General features: G+C 68.6%; 16 protein-coding genes and 1 tRNA gene. 8 read left to right on the top strand and 9 right to left on the bottom strand.

Features of this window, described 5'->3' with window-relative positions; genetic code table 11:
- The first annotated feature begins 8 nt into the window (after positions 1–8).
- Positions 9–94: transfer RNA gene (locus tag FV234_RS00730), tRNA-Leu, on the top strand.
- 226 nt (positions 95–320) lie between these two features.
- Complete coding sequence (gene ettA / locus FV234_RS00735; protein ID WP_147750142.1) at positions 321–1,973, top strand: energy-dependent translational throttle protein EttA; 1,653 nt, start codon at positions 321–323, stop codon at positions 1,971–1,973.
- A gap of 332 nt (positions 1,974–2,305) precedes the next feature.
- Here ettA and FV234_RS00740 read toward each other — a convergent pair whose 3' ends face one another.
- The gene (locus FV234_RS00740) at positions 2,306–3,478 is read right to left on the bottom strand and encodes an amidinotransferase (protein ID WP_147750143.1); all 1,173 of its coding nucleotides are present in this window, start codon (positions 3,476–3,478) and stop codon (positions 2,306–2,308) included.
- 208 nt (positions 3,479–3,686) lie between these two features.
- On the opposite strand from FV234_RS00740, the gene FV234_RS00745 reads away from it, so the two are divergent.
- The 5 genes from FV234_RS00745 (at position 3,687) to hpnK (ending at position 9,171) form a co-directional block, all read left to right on the top strand.
- Positions 3,687–4,817 carry a flippase-like domain-containing protein gene (locus tag FV234_RS00745; RefSeq protein WP_147761308.1) on the top strand — a complete coding sequence of 377 codons (1,131 nt, stop codon included), beginning with the start codon at positions 3,687–3,689 and terminating at the stop codon, positions 4,815–4,817.
- Complete coding sequence (locus FV234_RS00750; protein ID WP_238272923.1) at positions 4,817–5,413, top strand: ABC transporter substrate-binding protein; 597 nt, start codon at positions 4,817–4,819, stop codon at positions 5,411–5,413. Before FV234_RS00745 ends, FV234_RS00750 begins: the two co-directional genes overlap by 1 nt.
- Before the next feature lie 75 nt (positions 5,414–5,488).
- Positions 5,489–6,673 (top strand): bacteriohopanetetrol glucosamine biosynthesis glycosyltransferase HpnI, encoded by a 1,185-nt coding sequence (gene hpnI / locus FV234_RS00755; RefSeq protein ID WP_147827819.1) that lies wholly within the window; start codon positions 5,489–5,491, stop codon positions 6,671–6,673.
- A gap of 97 nt (positions 6,674–6,770) precedes the next feature.
- On the top strand, positions 6,771–8,204 hold the full coding sequence (gene hpnJ, locus FV234_RS00760) for a hopanoid biosynthesis associated radical SAM protein HpnJ (protein ID WP_147750147.1): 1,434 nt from the start codon (positions 6,771–6,773) through the stop codon (positions 8,202–8,204).
- A gap of 127 nt (positions 8,205–8,331) precedes the next feature.
- Positions 8,332–9,171, top strand: coding sequence for a hopanoid biosynthesis-associated protein HpnK (gene hpnK / locus FV234_RS00765; protein ID WP_147827820.1), 840 nt, complete (start codon positions 8,332–8,334; stop codon positions 9,169–9,171).
- A 272-nt stretch (positions 9,172–9,443) separates the two neighbouring features.
- Here hpnK and FV234_RS00770 read toward each other — a convergent pair whose 3' ends face one another.
- Positions 9,444–12,101 carry an MMPL family transporter gene (locus FV234_RS00770; protein ID WP_147827821.1) on the bottom strand — a complete coding sequence of 886 codons (2,658 nt, stop codon included), beginning with the start codon at positions 12,099–12,101 and terminating at the stop codon, positions 9,444–9,446.
- Between the two features lie 686 nt (positions 12,102–12,787).
- Between FV234_RS00770 and hpnH the strand changes: the two genes are divergently transcribed.
- Positions 12,788–13,951, top strand: coding sequence for an adenosyl-hopene transferase HpnH (hpnH, locus tag FV234_RS00775; RefSeq protein ID WP_147761303.1), 1,164 nt, complete (start codon positions 12,788–12,790; stop codon positions 13,949–13,951).
- Positions 13,952–14,059: 108 nt separating this feature from the next.
- Here hpnH and FV234_RS00780 read toward each other — a convergent pair whose 3' ends face one another.
- From FV234_RS00780 to FV234_RS00810, 7 genes are all read right to left on the bottom strand, one after another.
- On the bottom strand, positions 14,060–14,746 hold the full coding sequence (locus tag FV234_RS00780) for a phosphorylase (protein ID WP_147827822.1): 687 nt from the start codon (positions 14,744–14,746) through the stop codon (positions 14,060–14,062).
- Between the two features lie 87 nt (positions 14,747–14,833).
- Complete coding sequence (gene shc / locus FV234_RS00785) at positions 14,834–16,831, bottom strand: squalene--hopene cyclase (protein WP_147750161.1); 1,998 nt, start codon at positions 16,829–16,831, stop codon at positions 14,834–14,836.
- Positions 16,832–16,973: 142 nt separating this feature from the next.
- Entirely contained in the window at positions 16,974–18,260 is a 1,287-nt protein-coding gene (hpnE, locus tag FV234_RS00790; RefSeq protein WP_187273542.1) for a hydroxysqualene dehydroxylase HpnE, read from the bottom strand.
- Positions 18,260–19,111 carry a presqualene diphosphate synthase HpnD gene (gene hpnD / locus FV234_RS00795; RefSeq protein ID WP_147750153.1) on the bottom strand — a complete coding sequence of 284 codons (852 nt, stop codon included), beginning with the start codon at positions 19,109–19,111 and terminating at the stop codon, positions 18,260–18,262. The genes hpnE and hpnD overlap by 1 nt, the downstream gene beginning before the upstream one ends.
- Complete coding sequence (gene hpnC, locus FV234_RS00800; protein ID WP_147761301.1) at positions 19,108–20,007, bottom strand: squalene synthase HpnC; 900 nt, start codon at positions 20,005–20,007, stop codon at positions 19,108–19,110. The genes hpnD and hpnC overlap by 4 nt, the downstream gene beginning before the upstream one ends.
- A complete protein-coding gene (gene hpnA / locus FV234_RS00805; RefSeq protein ID WP_147827823.1) occupies positions 20,004–21,044 on the bottom strand; it encodes a hopanoid-associated sugar epimerase in 1,041 nt (346 codons plus the stop codon). The genes hpnC and hpnA overlap by 4 nt, the downstream gene beginning before the upstream one ends.
- Positions 21,045–21,188: 144 nt before the next feature.
- Positions 21,189–21,808: transketolase C-terminal domain-containing protein (locus FV234_RS00810; RefSeq protein ID WP_281407945.1), on the bottom strand; the 620-nt coding region annotated here is incomplete at its 5' end.

The following is a 21,808-nucleotide window of genomic DNA, read 5'->3' on the forward strand; positions in this document are numbered from 1 at the left end:
CATCGCAGGGCCGCTTGCCGAAATTGGTAGACGGAAGGCACTTAAAATGCCTCGGGCTTCGCCCGTGTGGGTTCGAGTCCCACAGCGGCCACCACGCCCCGATCCATCCCCCGATCCTTGCCCGGCACCGGCCGTCCTGATACGCGAGCGGGATCATCTCCAGGGATTGCGGGTGAGGGCGCGCCGCGCCCGATCCGCAGAACCGTACCCCGCAGGGTTCGCCGCGGGCATGGCGCGTGCCTGCCTGGACGACCCTGCACCCGCCATCGGGCCGCGCGACCTCCCGCGCCGGCCCCGCCGAACCTGATAGGATGCCTGCGATGGCCCGCGAATTCATCTACCACATGAAAGGCCTGACCAAGACCTACACCGGCGGGAAGAAGGTGTTGGACAACGTCAACCTGTCCTTCTACCCCGATGCCAAGATCGGTGTGCTCGGTATCAACGGCTCGGGCAAGTCGACGCTCCTGAAGATCATGGCCGGTATCGACACGGAGTGGACCGGGGAGGGCTTCGTCGCGCAGGGCGCACGGGTCGGCTACCTGCCGCAGGAGCCGCAGCTCGATACGACTAAATCGGTCCGCGAGAACGTGATGGAGGGCGTTGCCGAAAAGCAGGCGCTGCTCGACCGCTACAACGAGCTCGCGATGAACTATTCCGACGAGACGGCGGACGAGATGACCCGCCTCCAGGACGAGATCGAATCGCAGAACCTCTGGGAACTCGAATCCAAGGTCGACCAAGCCATGGAGGCCCTGGGCTGCCCGAGCGACGAGCAGCCGGTCGCCACCCTGTCGGGCGGCGAGCGCCGCCGCGTCGCGCTCTGCCGGCTGCTGCTGTGGGAGCCTGAGCTGCTGCTTCTCGATGAGCCGACCAACCACCTCGACGCCGAGACGGTGAACTGGCTCGAAGGCCACCTCAAGAACTACCCGGGCGCGATCCTGATCGTGACCCACGATCGCTACTTCCTCGACAACGTCACCAGCTGGATCCTCGAGCTCGATCGCACCAAGGGCATCCCCTACGAGGGCAACTATTCGGCCTGGCTGGTGCAGAAGCAGAAGCGCCTGCAGCAGGAGGGCCGCGAGGACATGGCCCGCCAGCGCTCGATCGCCCGCGAGCAGGAATGGATCTCCGCCTCGCCGAAGGCGCGCCAATCCAAGTCGAAGGCGCGTATCACGCGCTACGAGGAGCTGGTCGCCAAGCAGAACAACAAGGTCGACGCGGCGGCGCAGATCGTGATCCCGATCGACGAGCGGCTGGGCAACAACGTCATCGAGTTCGATCACCTCAACAAGGCCTTCGGCGACCGCCTGCTGATCGAGGACCTGTCGTTCAAGCTGCCGCCGGGCGGCATCGTCGGCGTGATCGGCCCGAACGGCGCCGGCAAGACGACGCTGTTCAAGATGATCACCGGCCAGGAGAAGCCGGACGGCGGCGACATCTCCGTCGGTACGACGGTGAAGCTCGGCTACGTCGACCAGTCGCGCGACGCGCTCGACCCCAACGCCACGGTCTGGCAGGAGGTCTCAGGCGGCAACGACATCATCTATTTCAACAAGCGCGAGATCAATTCGCGGGCCTACTGCGCGGCCTTCGCCTTCAAGGGCGGCGACCAGCAGAAGAAGGTCGGCACGCTGTCGGGCGGCGAACGCAACCGCGTGCACCTCGCCCGGACGCTGAAGGGCGGCGCCAACGTCCTGCTGCTCGACGAGCCGACCAACGACCTCGACATGGAGACCCTGCGCGCCCTCGAGGACGCGCTGGAGGATTACGCCGGCTGCGCCGTCATCATCAGCCACGATCGCTGGTTCCTGAACCGCATCGCGACCCACATCCTCGCCTTCGAGGGCGACAGCCACGTCGAGTGGTTCGAGGGCAACTTCTCGGATTACGAGGCCGACAAGATGCGCCGGCTCGGCGCCGACTCGCTGATGCCGAAGAAGATCAAGTACAAGAAGTTTTCGCGTTGAAATGAACCGCGACTTGGCTTCCGTCTTCTCAAAAGATGGAGGCCAGGTTTTCTGCAGCCAGCGGCGTCTTCGCTCAATTCGGATGCTCCACGAACCCGGTTCCATCCTCTCCCCGTCATTCCGGGGCTGCGCAGCAGAGCCCGAAATCCAGAACCTTGGGTTGAGTTCTAGATTGCGCCATCTGCGGCTCTGGATTCCGGGCTCGACTACGACGCCCCGGAATGACGGGCAGGGGGCTCTCGGCCGGGAGACACGTTCATGGGTCCCGAACCACAAACCAAAACGGCCGCACCCCTTCCGGGATGCGGCCGTTTTCGTTCGAGGCGAGAGGCCTAGAAGTACGACTTCAGCGTGCCGCGGCGGCGCACGTCGAGGGTGGCGCAGTGGAACGAGCCGCCGAACGGGCCGTAGCTCAGGAACGGCGCCGGGATCGGGTCGAAGCCCCAGTCCTTGAGCGCCTTGATCAACGTCGGCTGGCTCTGGTCCACGACGATCTTCTTCTCGTCGATGGCGAGCACGTTGATCGAGGTCCAGGGCGAGCACATCGAGATCTTGCTCATGAAGCCCTCGACCGGGTCGGGGCGAGGGGCGACGAGCACGTCCCACTTCTTCAACACCGCCGGCAACTTCTCGACGTCGATGTAGTCCGGGTTGACCAGCACCTTGCCCGGGGCGAGCGGCATGAACGACGAATCGATGTGCATCGGCTGCGGGCAGCGGCTCTCGATCTCGTGGACGCGGAAGCCCGAGCCGAGGTGGCGGCGCAGCCACTCGATGCCCATCAGGTTCGTCACGTTGGAGCGGGTGACGAAGATGTCGCGGCCGCAGCGGACGAAGTCGGCGGCGTCGAAGACCGGCTCGAACTCGTTGACCGTGAACTGCATCGGCTCGCCGGCCTTCAGGTTCGGCACGCGGTAGTCGTAGTTGTACAGCTCGTCGGTGAGCTGAGGCCGCGGCGCGGAGGTCCAGCGCGCGCCGGCGCGGAAGTATTCCTTGAACAGCGAGCGGTAGGCGTCGCCCTCGAAGTAGCGCGAGCGCCAGCACATCGGGCTCTCGATGATCTCGTCGCCGATCACGAGGTACGGGTCGCGCGGGCAGGCGACGCAAAAGCCGCGGGACGACCAGCGCGGCGCGCGGTACTTCTTCGAGAAGTCGATGGTGTCCGGGCGGCGGATCTTCACGCCCTCGCCGGCGAGGATGCGAATGAAGTTGTCGAGCTCTTTCTGCGCGAGCTTCTTCATGAAGCCCGGGTAGCGGAAGCCCGAGGCGAAGCGGTAGAACGGCTGCGCCGCCCGCGGCAGGTTGAAGATCACGGTCAGGTGGTGCGTCGGGATCGTGGCGCCGTCGAGGGATCCGACGATCACCTCTTCGAGCGGGTCCCACTCGTTCCACGCCATCACCGGCGAGTGCGGCGCGGGGATTCCGGGTTCCCTGCTGACGAAGCCGTCGGCGCGGGCGTCGTCGAGCACGGCCTCTCCGGCCGAGTGGGAAGCGTCGCGGTCCATGGTGATCCCTTCGTGATGCGCCGTGCGGGCGGTCTGCTCGGGGTGAAAACCCCTGGTGCCGCTTTGGTCCGCACTGTGTCTATCGGGTGATAGACATTGCCGATCGTTGCTGCAACTTGAGCCTTACTCCTCGTCCGCAGCGGTCTTTTTCGGTCGAAATCGCGGCGAGAATCCAGCATCAAGCCACCCCCGAGCTTGAAAGAGGATCATGAAGCGTCTGACGACCCTGGCCCTGATCGCCGGCCTCTGCACGGTCGTCGGCCTGTTTCTGTCCTCCGGTCTCGAGGATGTGGCCGCGGCGGTGGTGAGTGCCGGTTGGGGCGCCCTGGCGGTCGTCGCCGCGCGCGCCGTGGCCGTCGCATGGGCCGGCCTCGGCTGGTACGTGATCTTCCCCGTCTCCGGCCGGCCGAACCTCTCTGCCTGCATCAACCTGCGCTTCGTGCGCGAGGGCATCAACACGCTGCTGCCGGTGGCGACGGTGGGCGGTGACTTCGTCGGCGCGCGCCTCCTGGCCAAGCGCGGCGTCGCCGGCGGCCTCGCCGGCGCGAGCATGTTCGTCGACATGATGACACAGGCGCTGACGCAGCTGCTGTTCACGCTGGGCGGCCTCGGGCTGCTGGTGTGGCTCGCCGGCGACGGCCCGATCGTGCGCACCGTAGCCGGCGGCCTCGCCATCGCGGCGCCGGCCATCGGCGCGTTCTACCTGATCCAGCGCCGGGCTGGGCACCGCCTGATCCAGGGTATCGTCGATCGCTTCGCCTCGGGTCGCGAGTGGCAGGCGCTCGGCGCCGTCGACGTGCTCTACGACAACCTGCGCCGCCTCTACGGCGCGCCCCTGCGCATCTTCTCGGGCATCGGCGTGCACCTCGTCGGCTGGCTGATCGGCACGATCGAGGTCTACGTCTGCCTGCACTTCATGGGATACCCGGTGAGCTTCGCCGAGGCGATCGTGATCGAAAGCCTCGCCCAGGCCGTGCGTGGCGCCGCCTTCGCGGTGCCCGGGGCGTTGGGCGCGCAGGAGGGCGGCCTGATCGCGCTCTGCGCCCTATTCGGCATCCCGGCGGAAGTCGCGCTCGCCCTGTCACTGGTGAAGCGCCTCGCCGACCTGCTCGTCGGCGTCCCCGGTCTCTGGCTCTGGCACACGCAGGAGGGCCGCCTCCGCCGCGAAGCCGCCGAGGCGGACGCCCCCGCGCCGGAGGAGGAGCGGGCCACCTTTCGCCGGGTCGGCGGCGCCTCCGTGCCGGCTACGCTCGGACCGTTCTACAGCTACGCGCCCCCCCGCGGCGCGAACGCCCACAGCGAGGACGCCGCGGTGCCGGAATTGAAGAAGTGCGCCTGATGCGCCGGTTCCTCGTCGCGCTGGCGCTCGCCGCCGCCGCGGTCCCGGCGTCGGCCGCCGACGATCCGGCGGTCGCCGTCGTCGACGGGCTCTACGCCCGCTTCGACGCCACCGTGAAGAACGGCGCCGGAACCCTGAAGGACCGGGTCGACGCGGTCGGCCCGACCCTCGAGCGATCCTTCGACTACCCGGCGATGGTCCGCCTCGCGATCGGCGCCAAATGGGCCGACTTCACCCCCGAGCAGCAGGGTGCGATCACGGAGGCGTTCCGACGCAACTTCGTCGTGACCTACGCCAACCGCCTCGCGCGGGCGGCGGGCGCGAAGTTTGAGGTGACCCGCAAAAGCGAGCCGAGCGGCAGTAACCAGCGCGTGCTCACCCACGTGACCACCCCGGACGGCGACGATTCGCAGATCGACTTCGTCGTGAACGCCGACAACCGCATCCAGGACGTGCTGCTCAACGGCAACGTCAGCGAGATCGCGGGACAGCGGACGACCCTCGGCCCACCGCTGAAGGCAGGCGGGGCCGACGGGGTGCTGAAATTCCTTCGCCAACGCACCGACGGCATGCTGGCCGCCAAACCGGCGCCTTGAACGGCCTGCACAGAACCTTCGCGCCGCCCGCCGCGGCCCACCGATTCTCGCCTCCCGCGACCGAGCGACGTTCCCATGGACCTCACCTGGCTCTCGCCGATCCTTCTGGTCCCCGCGCTCGCGGGCTGCCTCTACGCGTTGACCGCGGCGTTCCTCGCCGGGCGGTTCTCCGCGACGCCGGCGCCCGAGTTCGCTGAGGGCGCGGATCGGCCGTCGGTCACCGTGCTGAAGCCCCTCTGCGGCCTCGAGCCGAACCTGTTCGACAACCTTGCGACCTTCTGCGCCCAGGACTATGCCGGCCCGGTGCAGATCGTGTTCGGCGTGCAGAGCGTCGGCGATCCCGCGATCGGCGTCGTGCGGCGGATCGAGGCGGCCTTTCCGGCCCTGCGGATCGACCTCGTCGTCGACGCGCGTCAGCACGGCTCGAACCGCAAGGTCTCGAACCTGATCAACATGTCGGACGCGATCGCCAACGAGGTCGTCGTGCTCGCCGACAGCGACATGGTGGTGCGCCCAGACTACCTCACGCGGGTCGTGGCCGAGCTGTCGGCCCCCGGCGTCACCGGCGTGACCTGCCTCTACCACGGCATCCCGGCCGACCGGGGCGTCTACGCCCAGCTCTCGGCGCTGGCGATCGACGTGCAGTTCCTGCCCAACGTCGTGATGGGCACCGCGCTCGGCCTCGCCAAGCCCTGCTTCGGCTCGACCATCGCCTTCACGGCGGCGTCCCTCGCCAAAATCGGCGGCTTCGCGACCTTCAAGGACGACCTCGCCGACGACTACGCCATCGGCGAGGCCCTGCGTGGCCTCGGCGGCCGGGTGGCGATCCCGAATTTTACGATCGGGCATACCTGCGTCGACACCGCGATCGCGGGCCTCTGGAGCCACGAGCTGCGCTGGAACCGCACCATCCGCAACGTCGACCCGGCTGGCTATGCCGGCTCGATCGTCACCCACGCCTTTCCGATCGCCCTCATCGCGGCACTCATGCCGGAGGCCGGCGCAACCGCGCTCGGCGTCGCCGCGCTGGCGCTCGCCTGCCGCATCATCCTGTCGATGCGGCTGGAGCGCGCCTTCGGCATAGGCCCTCATCCCTACTGGCTGTTGCCGATCCGCGACATCCTCTCGTTCGCGAACTTCTCATGGAGCTTCGTATCGGGTGCGGTGACATGGAAAGGTCACGATTATCGCGTCGTTGCGGATGGAACGCTTATTCCGGAGGGCAATCTCGGCCAGGATGCTGAGTCGCCCACCGTCTGACCTTGCCAGCCCGCCGTCTCGACTTGCGGTTTCACTCTCTCGTCCCCGATTCGTCGTCCTTCCGACCCGATCGCCCTGCTCTGAGGCCTTGAACCCCATGCGCACGCTCTTCCTTCAGGCTCCCACCTTCGACGGCTTCGACGGCGGCGCCGGTTCCCGCTACCAGGCCAAGCGCGAGATCAAGTCGTTCTGGTATCCGACCTGGCTCGCCCAGCCGGCCGCCCTTGTGCCGAACTCGAAGCTGATCGACGCGCCGCCGCACAACATCAAGCTGCCGGAGATCGTTGCCCAGGCCAACGACTTCGACATGGTCGTGCTCCACACCTCGGTGCCGTCGTTCAAGTCGGACGTGAAGACCGTCGAGGCGCTGAAGGCCGCAAACCCGAAGCTGATCGCCGGCCTGATCGGCGCGAAGGTCGCGGTGGACGCCGCCGGCGCGATGGCCCAGGCCCCGTGCATCGACTTCTGCGCCCGCAACGAGTTCGACTTCACCGTCAAGGAAGTCGCCGACGGCACGCCGATGTCGGAGATCAAGGGTCTGTCCTATCGCAACGCCGACGGCGTCGTGGTCCACAACGAGGACCGCGAGATCATGACCGACATGGATCAGCTTCCCTTCGTCACGAGCGTGTACAAGCGCGACCTCGAGATGGAGAAGTACTTCATCGGGTACCTCAAGCACCCGTACATCTCGTTCTATTCCGGCCGCGGCTGCAAGAGCCGCTGCACCTTCTGCCTGTGGCCGCAGACGGTGGGCGGGCACACCTACCGCACCCGCTCGGTCGCGCACGTGATCGAAGAGATCAAGTACTGCCTGAAGGAGTTCCCGCAGACGAAGGAGTTCTTCTTCGACGACGACACCTTCACCGACAACCTGCCCCGCGCCGAGGAGATCGCGCGCGAGCTGGGCAAGCTCGGCGTGACCTGGTCGTGCAACGCGAAGGCGAACGTTCCCCGTGAGACCCTGGAAGTGCTGAAGGCCAACGGCCTGCGCCTGTTGCTGGTCGGCTACGAGTCGGGCAACCAGAAGATCCTGAACAACATCAAGAAGGGCATGCGCGTCGAGGTCGCCGAGAAGTTCACCAAGGATTGCCACGACCTCGGCATCGCCATCCACGGAACCTTCATCGTCGGCCTGCCGGGCGAGACCCGCGAGACGATCCAGGAGACGATCGCCTTCGCCAAGCGCATCAATCCGCACACCATCCAGGCCTCGCTGGCGGCGCCTTACCCCGGCACATTCCTCTACAAGCAGGCGGTGGAGAACGGCTGGCTCGACGTCGAGAACGCCGAGCTCGTCGATGAGAACGGGGTGCAGATCGCACCGCTGCACTACCCGCACCTGTCGCATGCCGAGATCTTCGCGGCGGTCGAGGAGTTCTATCGCAAGTTCTACTTCCGTGCCCCGAAGATCGCCTCGATCGTCTCCGAGATGGTCCGCTCGCCCGACATGATGAAGCGGCGCCTGCGCGAAGGCGTGGAGTTCTACCGCTTCCTCAAGGAGCGTCAGGGTACCGCCAAGGCCGCCTGAACCCTTTCGGTCTCATGATGTCGTCGGCCGGGCCTCGCAGCCCGGCCGTTTTCGTTTATTGGGCCTAAGGCCCCGGCGGGTGGAGGGCAGGTGCCCTGCTCGCGATCTGCGTTCCTGGGGAGTGTCCGTGAAGCGTCTCGTCGTCACCGCCGACGATTTCGGCCTCAGCCGCGAGGTCAACGAGGCCGTCGAGCAGGCGCATCGCGACGGCATCCTCACCGCGGCGAGCCTGATGGTGTCGGCACCCGCCGCCGCGGACGCGGTCGCCCGCGCCAGGCGGATGCCGTCGCTGCGGGTGGGGCTGCACCTGGTGCTGGTCGAGGCCTGGCCGACGCTGCCGACCGCCCAGCTGCCGGACCTGACCGATGCGGACGGCCTGATGCGCCGCGACATGGAGCGCCTCGGCCTCGACCTGGCGCTGAAGCCCGCCGCCCGGCGCCAGCTCAGCGCCGAGATCACGGCGCAGTTCGAGGCGTTCCGGGAGACGGGTTTGCTGCTGGACCATGTCAACGCCCACAAGCACTTCCACGTCCATCCGCTGATCGCGGGCGCGGTGCTGGCGACCGGACCGCGTTACGGGATGCGGGCGATTCGGGTGCCGCGCGAGCCCCGTGCGGTGCTCCGGCTGGCCGAGCCCGGCGCGACCCCGCGTGCGGCCCTCGACACCGCCCCCTGGGCCGCCCTGCTCGCGGTGCGCGCCCGCAGGATGAGCCTGACGATCCCCGACCGCACCCTCGGGCTGGCTTGGTCCGGGGCGATGACGCCGCCCCGCGTCGCCGCGCTGCTGGCCAACCTGCCGGACGGGCTGACGGAGCTCTACACCCATCCCGCGACCGCCGGAGGTTTCCCGGGCGAGGCGCCCGGCTACGCCTACGCCGCCGAACGCGACGCGCTCGTCGCCCCCGAAGCGATAACGATTCTCGCGCAAGAAAAGATCATCCGCGGCGGGTTTTCGGATTTTTCGTAGGGCGCACGGCGGATAGACCACGCCTTCGGTGAATAGAGAACGATCCGATCAACGTCGTTGATACTATATTATACGCATTGTATAACCACTACTAATCGCATTAGGCATTATATACGCGCGATAACGTCACGTTACGAAGGTTTCACGCAACAAGACCCGGCCGCGACTGGGACGGCCACGCACGCGCACTGATCGCGTCTTCCAGCGAAAACGAAAACGGCGCCGTCCTTGGCAGGACGGCGCCGCGTTCAAGGCTTCAGGGACGACCGCCGTCACTTCACGGCGGCGGGCTCCGCGTGGACCTTGGAGCCCGCACCCGGCAGGCGTCCGGCTTCTTCGCCTTCGGGACGGTCGGCGTCGGGCTGCTTCGGCGGCGGGCCGAGGAAGGCCGGCACCACGAAGAAGGCCGCGATCAGCGTGAAGAACAGCGACAGCGCCAGCAGCTTGCCCATGCTCGCCGTGCCGGGATGGCTCGACAGCACGAGCGAGCCGAAGGCGGTGCCGGTGGTCAGCGCCGAGAAGAAGATCGCCCGCGTTAGGCTGGAGGCCAGCATGTCGGTGACGCCGGCGCGCCAGGCGATCACGTAGTAGATGTGGAAGGCCACGCCGACCGCGAGCATCAGCGGCAACGCGATGATGTTGGCGAAGTTCAGCGGCATGCCGACGACGTGCAGGGCCATCAGCGTCCAAAGGGTGGCGAGCACCAGCGGCCCCAGCGTCATCGCCACGTCCCACGGCTTACGCAGCGCCACCGAGAGGATGATGAAGATCAGGACGAGAGCCGTCACCGCCGCCTGAACGAAGGCGCCGAGGATGGTGTAGCTCGACGAGGTCGTAGCGATCGGCGCGCCGGTGGCGTGCGGCGCGACGGTCTGGATCTCGGCCGCGAACTGGCGCAGCACCTCGTCGTCGTTCGAGTTGCCCTTCGGGTGGACCTCGATGCGGGCGCGGCCGTCTGGGGCGACCCACTCGGCCTTCAGCTGCGGCGGCAGGTTGGCGAGGCTGATCCTCTCGGGGTGCAGAATCCCGCGAAGCCGCGCGAGCAGGGGACCGAGATCGGTGGTGAGGGCGACCGACGCGGCTTCGCGCTTCGCCACCGGTGCGGCCGCGAGCTTCTCGAGGGTCCGCGAGAGCTGCCCCGCGGTCTTGTTGCCGGGCGCGTTGCCGCCGGCGATGCCGGACAGGGCGGTCGCGGTGTCCTTCAACGCCTTGACGTTGTCGGCGTCCGTCGGCGGCGGTGGCTTGCGCGTCGGGTTCAGGATCGGATCGAGCAACTCCGCCGTCTCGGCGACGGTCGCGAGCTTCTTGTCCTGGTCGCGTGGCACGAAGGTGTCGATGCTCATGATGTCGGCCGCAAGCGGCAACGCGGCGAGCTTCTTGGTCACCTCCGGCACGGCGTCCACGCTCGGCGCCAGCACGTCGGCAACGTTCGGGCTCGTGGCGGGGTCCTTGATCAGGTCGAGGTAGGTCGCGATCGATTCCACGTGCGGGCTGCGCAGGTGCATCGGGTTCGAATCGAACGGCAGCTTCCACAGCAGCGGCACGCCGGCCAGCGTGATCAGGCCGACGGCGATCAGCACGGCCTTGCGGTTGCGGATGATCCACGGATCGACGCCGGCGAGCCACGTCGTCTCCACCGCAACCTTCTCGCCCTTCGGCCGGAAGACAGCGATGAGCGCGGGCAGGAAGGTGATCGCGAACAAGTAGGCCACGACCATGCCGACGCCGGCGATGAGGCCGAGCTCGGAGACGCCGCGGAAGGCCGTCGGCAGGAAGGCGAAGAAGCCGGCGATGAGGGACACCGCCGCCAGCGTCAGCGACCAGCCGACGCCGCGCGCGGCGGCGCGAATCGCGTCTTCGAGGGTCGGCTGCTCGTAGCGGTCGGCGCGGTAGCGGACCGAGAACTGGATGCCGAAATCGATGCCGAGGCCGACGAACAAAGCCGCGAAGGCGACCGAGATCGGGTTCAGCTCGCCGACCATCAGCAAGCCGAGCGCCGCCGTGACGATCAGGCCGGAGAAGGTGGTGATCAGCACCGACACGACCAGCGGCGCCGAACGGAGCGCGAGCCACAGGAACAAGACGATGGCGCCGACCGTGACGAGGTTGTTGAGCAGCGCGTCGTCCGAGAGCGTCGCGAACTCGTCGTCGGCGACCGCCACCGGGCCGGTGAGCCGCATCGTCAACCCGTGCTCGGCATCGATGTTGAGATCCTTGGCGACGTTGCGGATCAGCTTGGTCGCCGTGTAGCCCGGCTGCAGCGCGTTGAAGTCCAGCACCGGCTGCATCAACACGAACTTGCGCAGGTCGGTGGTCTTGCTCTCGCCGCCCGAGAGAAGGAGCTGCCAGGACATCCGCGCGGGCTTGCCGTCGAGCACCGTCTGCAGCGTCCGATCGATCTCGCCCATCGGCTTGTCGAGGTCTTCGATCTTGGCGTCGCCGCTCTTGATGCCGCGCGCGCCGAGCCCGAGGACGCGCATCACGCCGCGCAGGCTCGGATCCGAGGCCAGCGGCCCGAGCAGGCCCTGTTGCTGCACGAGCTGCTCGGTGGTCTTCTCGAGCTCCGCCTGCGGAAGCAGCAGCAGGCCGTTCTTCTCGAAGAAGGGGCCGCCGTCGGGGCGGTAGACGGTCTCGATCAGGTTCTTGTGGACGGCGATCGCCTTGGCGAAGGCGTTCGCGGCCTCCTCGGCCTGCTCCGGCGTCTTGCCGTCGATCACCGCCACGACGGTGTTCGTGCGCTGCGGGAACGCCTTCTCGTAGTTGATCTCGTCCTGGCGCCACGGCTCCTTCGGGTCGATCAGGCGCTCGACATCGGTGTTGATGCGGAACAGGTGCGCGGCGACCCCGGTGCTCGCAGCGGTAATCAGCGCCACCAGGGCGATCACGACCCACCGATGCCGGACGGAAAACGCGACGAGTCGTTCGATCACGAGTACCCTACCTACCTGGAGCTGCCGCCCTTCCAGGCCGCATCCCTCTCGAACCTTCGATGCTGCCGCCCCGGTTCCCGCAGGATCCGTCGGCGGCGCGAGCCCTTGGACCGAGCCCTCGGGCCGACCCTAATGGACGAAGCGCCGGACCCCGACGCGTCGACCTCTCTTCCGCCCACGGCCCGGCATAGCTGCAGGACCGGGCCCGTTCGCGGTCCGCACGTCTCACGATGCCGTGTGGACGCAAGCGCGACGCCGACCGGGTTCGCGCACCGGACGACGTCGGGAAAGGACGCATCCGAGGCACGATCGTTGCGCCAAGGCCGCAGCGCTCAGTAATCTTGCAGCCCCTCGATTGCAACGCAGCGACGCCCGGCGCGCCTCGCTCTCCCCATCGATGTGTGGCGCAGGCGCCGTTTCGCACTGCAATATCACCGTGGATGCGGTTTACCGGGAATGCCGTCGCATTGCCGACGCAATGGCAGGATGGGGTCCGCGCTAACGAATTGTGCGCCCGGCGATGGCGACGGGGGCTGTGGCCCGCTTGCGTCAGCGCCGCAAACACCGGCACAGAACGGTCCAGAACCCGCCCGTTCAGATCGGTTCCAGGCTAGAGCGCTGGAATTCGAAATTTTTTCACGTTAAGCAGCCCCTTGGTTCGGGGCTACGCAAACAGGAGCCGTATCTTGGGAATCCCCCTCCGGTATGTCGCGACGATCGGCAGCTACATCCTCAAGCAGCATCTCACCGGCCGGAAGCGCTATCCGCTCGTGATGATGATGGAGCCCCTGTTCCGCTGCAATCTCGCCTGCGCCGGCTGCGGCAAGATCGATTACCCCGACGAGATCCTGAACAAGCGCCTGCCCGTGGCCGACGCGCTTGAGTCCGTGCGCGAGTGCGGCGCACCCATGGTCGTGATCGCCGGCGGCGAGCCGCTGCTGCACAAGGACCTGCCGCAGATCGTCGAGGGCATCATCGCGCAGAAGAAGTTCGCGATCGTGTGCACGAACGCGCTGCTGCTCGAGAAGAAGATCAAGGAGTACAAGCCGAGCCCGTACTTCACCTGGTCGATCCACCTCGACGGCGACAAGGAGATGCACGACGGCTCGGTGTGCCAGCGCGGCGTCTACGACAAGGCTGTCTCGGCGATCGCCAAGGCCAAGGAGATGGGCTTCCGCGTCACCATCAACTGCACGTTCTTCAACAATTCGTCCTCGGACAAGATCGCCGACTTCTTCGACAGCGTGACGAAGATGGGCATCGACGGCATCACCGTCTCGCCCGGCTACGCCTACGAGCGCGCGCCCGACCAGCAGCACTTCCTCAACCGCAAGGCGACGAAGGACCTGTTCCGCGGCGTGTTCCGGGCCGGCAAGGAGAAGGGCCGCCAGAAGTGGGCCTTCCAGCAGTCGGGCCTGTTCCTCGACTTCCTGGCCGGCAACCAGACCTACCATTGCACGCCCTGGGGCAACCCGACCCGCACCGTGTTCGGCTGGCAGAAGCCCTGCTACCTGCTCGGCGAGGGCTACACGGCCACCTTCAAGGAGCTGATGGAGGAGACCGACTGGGATTCCTACGGCACCGGCAACTACGAGAAGTGCGCCGACTGCATGGTCCACTCGGGCTACGAGGCCTCCTCAGTGGTCGATTCGGTCCGCAAGCCCTGGAAGCCGCTGATCCACGCCTTCCGCGGGATCAAGACCGAGGGCGAGATGGCCCCCGAGGTCAGCCTCGAGAACCAGCGCCCGGCGGAGTTCGTGTTCTCGCGCAACGTCGCCCAGAAGCTCTCCGAGATCAAAGCGTCGGGCGTCGACACCAAGCGCGAAGCCCGCAACCGCACCGCGGCCTGATCCGCACGCAGGTCGGATCACCTCGACGATCCAGAGACAAGCCCGCGGCCCTCAAAGGCCGCGGGCTTTTTCGTGTTCGGGCAGGTCGAGCGGCGAGCGGGAGGGAGTCTAGATCTCCGACAGGCCGAGCTCTGCGCCGAGCGTTGCCCGCGCGGCGGCGAGCGCCTTGAACGCCGCAGACGAATCGCGTGCGAGACCGATCAGGTCGCGCGGCCGCGCGCGGCCGGTCGCCAGCGCCCGGAGCACGGCAAGGATGTCGGGATCGCCGTTGGGCTTCAGCGCCTGGGCGGCGAAGGCGGGCAAGGCTCGCTCTGCCGGATCGCAGACCACGCGGATCGCAGCGAAGGGTAGGCCGTGCCGGGCGGCGTAGGCGGCGGCCACGTGCGATTCCATGTCCACGCCCGCGGCCCCGGTCTCCCGGCGCAGGACCGCCTTGTCCGCGACCGTGAGTATCGCGGCGTCGACGCCCGCGAGGTCGGCCGTCACCACGCGTCGTCCCGTCGTTTCGAGCTTTTTAAGAAGTATCGCGGTCCAGCGGGCGTCCGCGGCCCAGCGCGCGTCGGCGACGATCCCGGTCGCGACCACGACGTCGCCGGGCCGCAGGGCCGGATCGAGGCCGCCGGCGATGCCGAAGCTGACGACGCCGCGGCAACCGGGTGCGGCGCGCGCGTCGAGCAAGAGGCGCAGGCGCTGGGGGCTTCCGCCGGCCTGGATCGCTTCGACACCGCGGCCGGCGGCGATACGGGCCTCGCGGGCGAGGCCCGCGACCACGAGGACGTTCGGCTGCAAGGACATCGACACCGGTCTGGAGCGGTGGGGCCGCGGATCGGGCGACGATTCCCACTCGAATCGAATGCGCCGGGAGCGAGCCCCGGCGACGCGTCACATGCCGTAGGCGACCTGGCGGCTGTTGCCGCGCTTGAGGTTGCGGTAGCGCGCCATCGCCCAGAGCGGGAAGAACTTCGGGTAGCCATGGTAGCGCAGGTAGAACACCCGCGGGAAGCCGGTAGCGGTGTAGCGCTCCTCGTTCCAGAAGCCGTCCGCCCCCTGGGTTCGCGCGAGGAAGTTGATACCGCGCGTCACGGCCGGGTCGTCGCATTCGCCCGCCGCCATCAAGGCCAGCAGGGCCCAGGCGGTCTGCGAAGCCGTGGAGGAGCCGGCCTCGAAGGCCGGATCGATCTTGTAGCTCGACGCGTCCTCGCCCCAGCCGCCATCCGGGTTCTGGATGCGGATCAGCCATTCCACCGAGCGGCGGATCTCCGGCGATTGCGGGTCGACGCCTGCGGCGTTGAGCGCGCAGAGCACCGACCAGGTGCCGTAGATGAAGTTCATGCCCCAGCGGCCGTACCAGCTGCCGTCCTGCTCCTGGTCGTTGAGCAGGTAGGTCACGCCGCGGTCCAGCGCCTTTGAGGATTCGCGGGTCTCGCCGAGCTGGGACAGCATCGAGACGACGCGGGCCGTCACGTCCGCGGTCGGCGGATCGAGCAGCGCGCCGTGATCCGAGAACGGGATGTGGTTCAGGTACATATGGTTGTTGTCGGCGTCGAACGCCGCCCAGCCGCCGTCCTTCGACTGCAGCCCCTCGACCCATTCGCGGGCGCGGGCGATCGAGGCGGTGTAGTCCGGCATGTTCGCCACGAGCCCGTGCTGGCGCATGGCGCGGTCCATTGCCATCACGACCACGGCGGTGTCGTCGAGGTCGGGGTAGTGCGCGTTGGCATACTGGAAGGCCCAGCCGCCGGGGCGGACCTTGGGCTTGGCCGCAGCCCAGTCGCCGGCGATGTCGAGCACCTGGCGCGGCAGCAGCCAGTCGAGCCCGGCCCGGGCCTGGCCCTCGGCGTCGGTGCCGCCGGCCTCCAGCAGGGCGTGGCCGGCAAGCGCCGTGTCCCAGACCGGCGAGACGCAGGGCTGCACGTAGGCCTCGTGCGCCTTGACGACCACGAGCTTCTCGATGGCGTCGCAGGCGACGCGGACCTGGGGATGGTCCGGGCCGTAGCCCATCGCCTCGTACATCAGCACGGTGTTGACCATGGCCGGGAAGATCGCCCCGAGGCCGTGCTCGCCGTTCAGGCGCTCGCTGACCCAGGCGCGGGCCTTCTCCATCGCCCGCAGGCGGATGCGCTTGGGGAAGTGCCCCTCGACCTTCTGCAGGATGCGGTCGATCCCGCCGAAGATCGGCGTCCACGGCCAGGTCGCGTGCGGGCTGCCGGGCCAGCGGCGGACGCTGGAGGGCGGCGTCAGGAACAGCTCGCCGATGCCGATCCCGCGCGGGTTCTTCGCCAGCGGCTTCGTCGCCTGCAGCACGAAGAGCGGCACCATCACGCAGCGCGCCCAGTACGACACCTTGTCGAGGTGGAACGGAAACCACTTCGGCAGGAACATCACCTCGACCGGCATCACCGGCACCGCCGCCCACGGCACCTCGCCGTAGAGCGCAAGGATGAAGCGGGTGAACACGTTGGATTGCGCGGCGCCGCCGCGGGAGAGGATCGCCTCGCGGGCGCGGCGCATGTGCGGCGCCTCGATGTCGTCGCCGATCATCTTGAGGGCGAAGTAGGCCTTCACCGTGCAGCTCATGTCGAACGGCCCCTCGTGGACGAGGGCCCAGCCGCCATGCTTCTCCTGCGTGCGGCGCAGGTAGTTGCCGATCTTCGGCTCGAGGCCCTCAGGGGGCTTGGTGTCGCGGAACTGGTGGAACAGGATGTACTCGGACGGGATCGTGGCGTCGGCCTCGAGCTCGAAGCAGATGTGCCCGTCGTCGTGGGACAAGGCCGTGAGCGCACGGGTCGCCCGCGCGACACCGTGATCCACGTCGTCGAGGGAAATCGCCTGGGTCTTCGGGCGTTGCAACGCCTCGACCTTGTTCACAGCCTCTCGCATCATCCTCGCCTCAACCGGCCACAACTCTCGAACCGAACCCGATCGTCCCGGATCGGGTCACGGCTCGCCCGCCTCGTCTCGCCTACGCACGTGCCGTACCGGCGCATCGCCGGCACGGACGAATCGTCGTCCCGGTCGTGCCTCATGCGGCGCCGCGCGTGCGTGCCGCATCGCACGACAGGGCGAGCGCAGCCGTCTTTCCGGAGCGGATCGACCCCTCGATCGTCGAGGGCAGCCCGGTGGCCGTCCAGTCCCCGGCGAGCACGAGTTTCGCCCACGCGGTCTCCGCCCCGGCACGGCGCGCGGCCTCGGCCGGTGTCGCAGCGAAGGTCGCACGCTTCTCCTTGACGATCTGCCAGCTTGGCAGTTCTGGTGCAAGGTCGGCAACGGTGGCGATCTCGGCCCAGATCTGCTTGGCTAGATCTTCGCGCGGCACGTCGAGCAGCCTGTCGGCACCGCTGATCGTCACCGAATAGCGATCGGGATAAGCAAACAGCCACTCGGTCAGCGAATTCACCATGCCGAGAATCAGCGGCGAACCGGGCTTCGGCACCATCTTGAAATGCGCGTTGACGATCGACCGGAACGCCTTCGGCGCCGACAGGCCGGGCAGCATCTCGGAGGCGACCCAAGGGGGCAGCGCCAGCACCACCGAATCGTCCGCGGCCAGCTCGACCGCTCCGTCCGAGAAGTCGAGCCGTTCGACGCCCTTGGCGCCGAGGCCGAGCCCGCGCAGGCGCCGGCCGAACCGGACGCTCGCGCCGCGCGCTTCGAGGGTGCGCAGGGCGGGATCGACGAAGGCGTAGGACAGGCCCTTCACCGCCACCAGTGGGCGACAGGCCGCGCCGCCGACGCCCAGCGTCTCGCGCAGAATCTTGGCGGCGAGGCCGACGTCGCTCTCGGCGACCTCGGTGTTCAGCGCGGCGAGGAGGATGGGATGCCAGAGCCGGTCGTAGAGCGGGCCTTCGCAGGCCATGCTGGCGCCGATGGTGCCGCCGGCGCCGTCCGCCTTGCCGGCCGCCGCACGCAGGATGCCCAGGGGCGCGAGATAGTCCCGCGCGCGGCTTCCCGGCACGCGGCGCGCCTTGCTCAGCACCCACCACGGCACGCGGCCGGCGTTCGGGCGCAGGGTCCAGCGTTCGCCGGTCTTCAGGTCGGCGAAGGGGAACAAGGCCTCGTCCGGTCCGGTCAGGGCGTCGTCCGGCGCGCCGATCCGCTTCAGGAAGTCGAGGGAATCGGTGTTCCCCGACAGCAGCAGGTGGTTGCCGTTGTCGAGTTCCAGCCCGAGCGTCGGATCGTAGTAGGAGCGGCAGCGGCCGCCGGCCTGCTTGGCGGCCTCGTGCACGACGACGCGTGCCCCGCGCTCCACCAGGGACACGGCGGCCGAGAGGCCCGCGAGCCCTGCGCCGACGACGTGGACGGTCCCCATCAGACTATGCCGTGCCGAAGCGCAACGGCGACCAGGGCGAGCTTCTTCGGCTTCACCCGCGCCCGCGGCATCGCCCAACCGCGCTTCAGCAGCGCGACGAGGTAGAGCCGGTAGGCCGCCGCCATCAGCCGGGCCGCCTTGGTGGGCTTGCGCGGGCTCTTGGCGATGATCGCCCAGGTCTCCGCGTAATGCGCCTCCGCCTCGGCGGCGACGGCCGCGCACACCTCGCCGATGCGCGGGTGCGCGATGGCCGATTGCGGCGTCGGATCGCTAAGCCCGATGGCGGCCAGCTTCTCCCGCGGCAGATAGAGGCGTCCGCGCTCGGCGTCCTCGTCGATGTCGCGCAGGATGTTGGTGAGCTGCAACGCCCGGCCCTCGTGCCAGGCGAGCTTGATGCCCAGCGCCTCGGGCATGCCGAAGATCCGCACCGACAGCCGGCCGACGGCGCTCGCCACCCGGTCGCAATAGAGGTCGAGGGTCGCCTCGTCCGGCGCGACGATGTCCTCGAACGCATCCATCGCCATGCCGTCGATCACGGCATGGAAATCCGCGCGCTTCAGGTCGTAGCGCTGCACCGGCACGACGAGATCGCGCACCCGCGCGGGCGGCTTGCCGGCGTAGAGCGCGTCGACGTCGGCACGCCAGCGGTCGAGCTCGGCCGCCCGTACGTCGGCCGCGCCGCCGTCGTCGGCGACGTCGTCCACGGCGCGGCAGAACGCGTAGACGGCGTACATCGCCTCGCGCCGCTCCTTCGGCAGCAGCCGCATGGCGGTGTAGAACGACGAGCCGGCCGCCGGCAGGGCAGGGGCCTCGTCGGCGGGCAGCGCCGTCGCGGTGGCTGTGGCGGTCATGGGAAAACCTTGCCGTGCGGCGCCGCGCGCACGATGCGGCCGCGGAACGGCCGGCGCGCCAGCGTCGCGGCGATGCCGCCGAGCGCGGTCAGCGCGAAGCCGACCTTGCCGTGGTGGACCTTCTCCGAGAGCGGGTCGCGGTCGAGCAGGCCTCGGGCGAGGATCACCGCCAGCCGATGGATCGCCGCGATCTCCAGAGACAGGCGCAGGTCGTCGATCAGGTCGGGCAGCACCTTGCCGTCGTCGAGCAGGCCCAGCGTCCGCTCGGCCAGCTCCCGGACGACGGCGCGCAGTTGCGGCGACGCCTTGTCGGCGCCCAGCATCGCGACGGTGGCGCCGTGCCGGTCCAGCGTGTCCTGCGGGAGGTAGACCCGGTCGAGGGCGCGGAAGTCCTTGCCGCAATCCTGGAGGTGGTTGACGATCTGCAGGGCGGCGCAGATCGCGTCCGACGCGGCCCAGACCCGGGCCGGATCCTCGCCGTGCACGTCGAGGACGTAGCGGCCGACCGGCATCGCCGAGTAGCGGCAATAGTGGATCAGCTCGTCCCAGTCGGCGTAGCGGGTCTTGCGCGCGTCCATCCGGAACGCGTCGAGCAGTTCGAGCGCGTGGCGCGGCGGCAGACCGCGGGCGGCGAGCTCGCGCTTCAGCGGCTCGGCTTCGGGATCGGACGGGCCGGCCCCGGTCAGGGCGTCGGCGAGGCCGTCCAGCAGCGCGAGCTTGCGCTCGGGCGACAGCTCGGCGTGGTCGGCGACGTCGTCGCCGGCGCGGACGAAATCGTAGAAGGCCAGGATCGCGCCGCGATTCTTCGGATGGATCAGGTGCGAGGCGACGGGGAAGTTCTCGTCGTTCGCGCCCTTGCCGGAGCGCAGCTCGGTGGCGGAGCCGGGGGCGCTCATCGCGAGACTCCCGGTAGGTATCCGGCGGCGCGGAACCAGTCGATCGCGTCGGACAGCCCCTCGCGGTAGGGCCGAGCGGTGTAGCCGAGCTCGGCCCGCGCCTTGGCGTCGGAGAAGAACATCCGGTAGCGCGACATGCGGATGCCGTCGATCGTTGCGAAGGGCTGCTTGCCGGTGATCCGCGCCATCTGCTCGGAGACGAAGGCGATCGGGTAGACCACCGCCCGCGGCAGGTTCACCGTCGGCGGCTTGCGGCCGACCATGCCGGCGATGTCGCCGAGCATCTGCGACAGCAGCACGTTCTCGCCGCCGAGGATGTACTTTTCGCCGATCCGCCCTTTGCGCAGGGCGAGCAGGTGGCCGGCGGCGACGTCGTCCACGTGGGCGAGGTTGAGGCCGGTGTCGACGAAGGCCGGCATCTTGCCGAGCGCCGCCTCCTGGATGATGCGGCCGGTCGGCGTGGGCTTCACGTCGCGCGGGCCGATCGGCGTCGAGGGGTTGACGATCACCGCCGGCAGGCCGCTTTCCGCCACCATCTCGTCCACCACGCGCTCGGCCACGACCTTGCTGCGCTTGTAGGCGCCGATCGCGGTCTCGGGCGTCAGCGGTCGCGTCTCGTCGGAGGGCGTGACGCCGTCGTCCGGCGGCTTGATGGTCGCGACGCTCGACGTGTAGACGACGCGCTCGACGCCTTCATCGCGGGCGGCGCGCATCAGGTTGCGGGTGCCGTCGCGGTTGGTCCGGACGATCTCTTCCATGTCGGGCGCCCAGAGCCGATAGTCGGCGGCGGCGTGGATCAGGTAGCGCTGGCCCCGCATCGCAGCCGCGCAGGCCGCCGGGTCGCGCATGTCGCCCTCGACCACCTCGACGTCGTCCCAGGTCAGGTTGGTGCGCGGGCTCGTGGCGCGCACCATGATGCGGACCGGAAAGCCGGCGTTGCGGAACACGTCGACCAGGGCGGGGCCGAGGAAGCCGCTGGCGCCGGTGATCAGCACCGGGCCGAGGTCGGAAGAACCGCTTGGGGTCGCCTCTGCCATCACGCTCGAATCGTCACGGGAACGCGGGCGATGCCCTCGATTTGGGCATCGCACCGCAGCAACGCGGCTTTTGTCATCGAATGGCGCGCACGACAAGGCGATCCGGGCCACAGGGGACCCGGATCGCTTTTTGCGGCCTGCGACTCAGGCGAGGCGGAGGCGCGAACGGCCTTCCTGTCGCTCGGGCAGGATTTCCTCGACCTTTTTGACGATGCTGGCGGCGTCGAGGCCGGCTTCGGCGTACATCTTGTCGGGACTGTCGTGGTCCTGGTAGGCGTCCGGCAGCGTCATAGTGCGGACCCGAAGCCGCATCGCGTCCAGCACCCCGCGCTCGGTGAGCAGGTGCAGCACCATCGCCCCGAACCCGCCGCGCGAGCCCTCCTCCAGGGTGATCAGCACCTCGTGGCTCGCCGCGAGATCCAGGATCAGCGCCTCGTCGAGCGGCTTGGCGAAGCGCGCGTCCGCCACCGTCACCGCGATGTCGGCCGCCGACAGCGTCTCGGCCGCCTTCAGCGCCTCGCCCAGACGCGTGCCGAGCGAGAGCAGCGCCACCCGCGCGTTCTCCGGCCGCGTCACGATCCGCCCGCGCCCGATCGCCAGCGGGACGCCGACCTCCGGCATCTCCACGCCCACGCCCTCGCCGCGCGGGTAGCGCAGCGCGATCGGGCCGGAATCGTGCGCGTGGCAGGTCGCCACCATGTGCACCAGCTCGGCCTCGTCGGCCGCCGCCATCACCGTCATGTTCGGCAGGCAGCACAGATACG

The organism is Methylobacterium sp. WL8, from assembly GCF_008040045.1.
GTDB lineage: Bacteria > Pseudomonadota > Alphaproteobacteria > Rhizobiales > Beijerinckiaceae > Methylobacterium > Methylobacterium cerastii.

Excerpts from the sequence above, each read along its gene's own strand:
- ettA (WP_147750142.1), top strand. The coding sequence starts at position 321 with ATGGCCCGCGAATTCATCTACCACATGAAAGGCCTGACCAAGACCTAC.
- FV234_RS00740 (WP_147750143.1), bottom strand. The coding sequence starts at position 3,478 with ATGGACCGCGACGCTTCCCACTCGGCCGGAGAGGCCGTGCTCGACGAC.
- FV234_RS00745 (WP_147761308.1), top strand. The coding sequence starts at position 3,687 with ATGAAGCGTCTGACGACCCTGGCCCTGATCGCCGGCCTCTGCACGGTC.
- FV234_RS00750 (WP_238272923.1), top strand. The coding sequence starts at position 4,817 with ATGCGCCGGTTCCTCGTCGCGCTGGCGCTCGCCGCCGCCGCGGTCCCG.
- hpnI (WP_147827819.1), top strand. The coding sequence starts at position 5,489 with ATGGACCTCACCTGGCTCTCGCCGATCCTTCTGGTCCCCGCGCTCGCG.
- hpnJ (WP_147750147.1), top strand. The coding sequence starts at position 6,771 with ATGCGCACGCTCTTCCTTCAGGCTCCCACCTTCGACGGCTTCGACGGC.
- FV234_RS00780 (WP_147827822.1), bottom strand. The coding sequence starts at position 14,746 with ATGTCCTTGCAGCCGAACGTCCTCGTGGTCGCGGGCCTCGCCCGCGAG.
- shc (WP_147750161.1), bottom strand. The coding sequence starts at position 16,831 with ATGCGAGAGGCTGTGAACAAGGTCGAGGCGTTGCAACGCCCGAAGACC.
- hpnE (WP_187273542.1), bottom strand. The coding sequence starts at position 18,260 with ATGGGGACCGTCCACGTCGTCGGCGCAGGGCTCGCGGGCCTCTCGGCC.
- hpnD (WP_147750153.1), bottom strand. The coding sequence starts at position 19,111 with ATGACCGCCACAGCCACCGCGACGGCGCTGCCCGCCGACGAGGCCCCT.
- hpnC (WP_147761301.1), bottom strand. The coding sequence starts at position 20,007 with ATGAGCGCCCCCGGCTCCGCCACCGAGCTGCGCTCCGGCAAGGGCGCG.
- hpnA (WP_147827823.1), bottom strand. The coding sequence starts at position 21,044 with ATGGCAGAGGCGACCCCAAGCGGTTCTTCCGACCTCGGCCCGGTGCTG.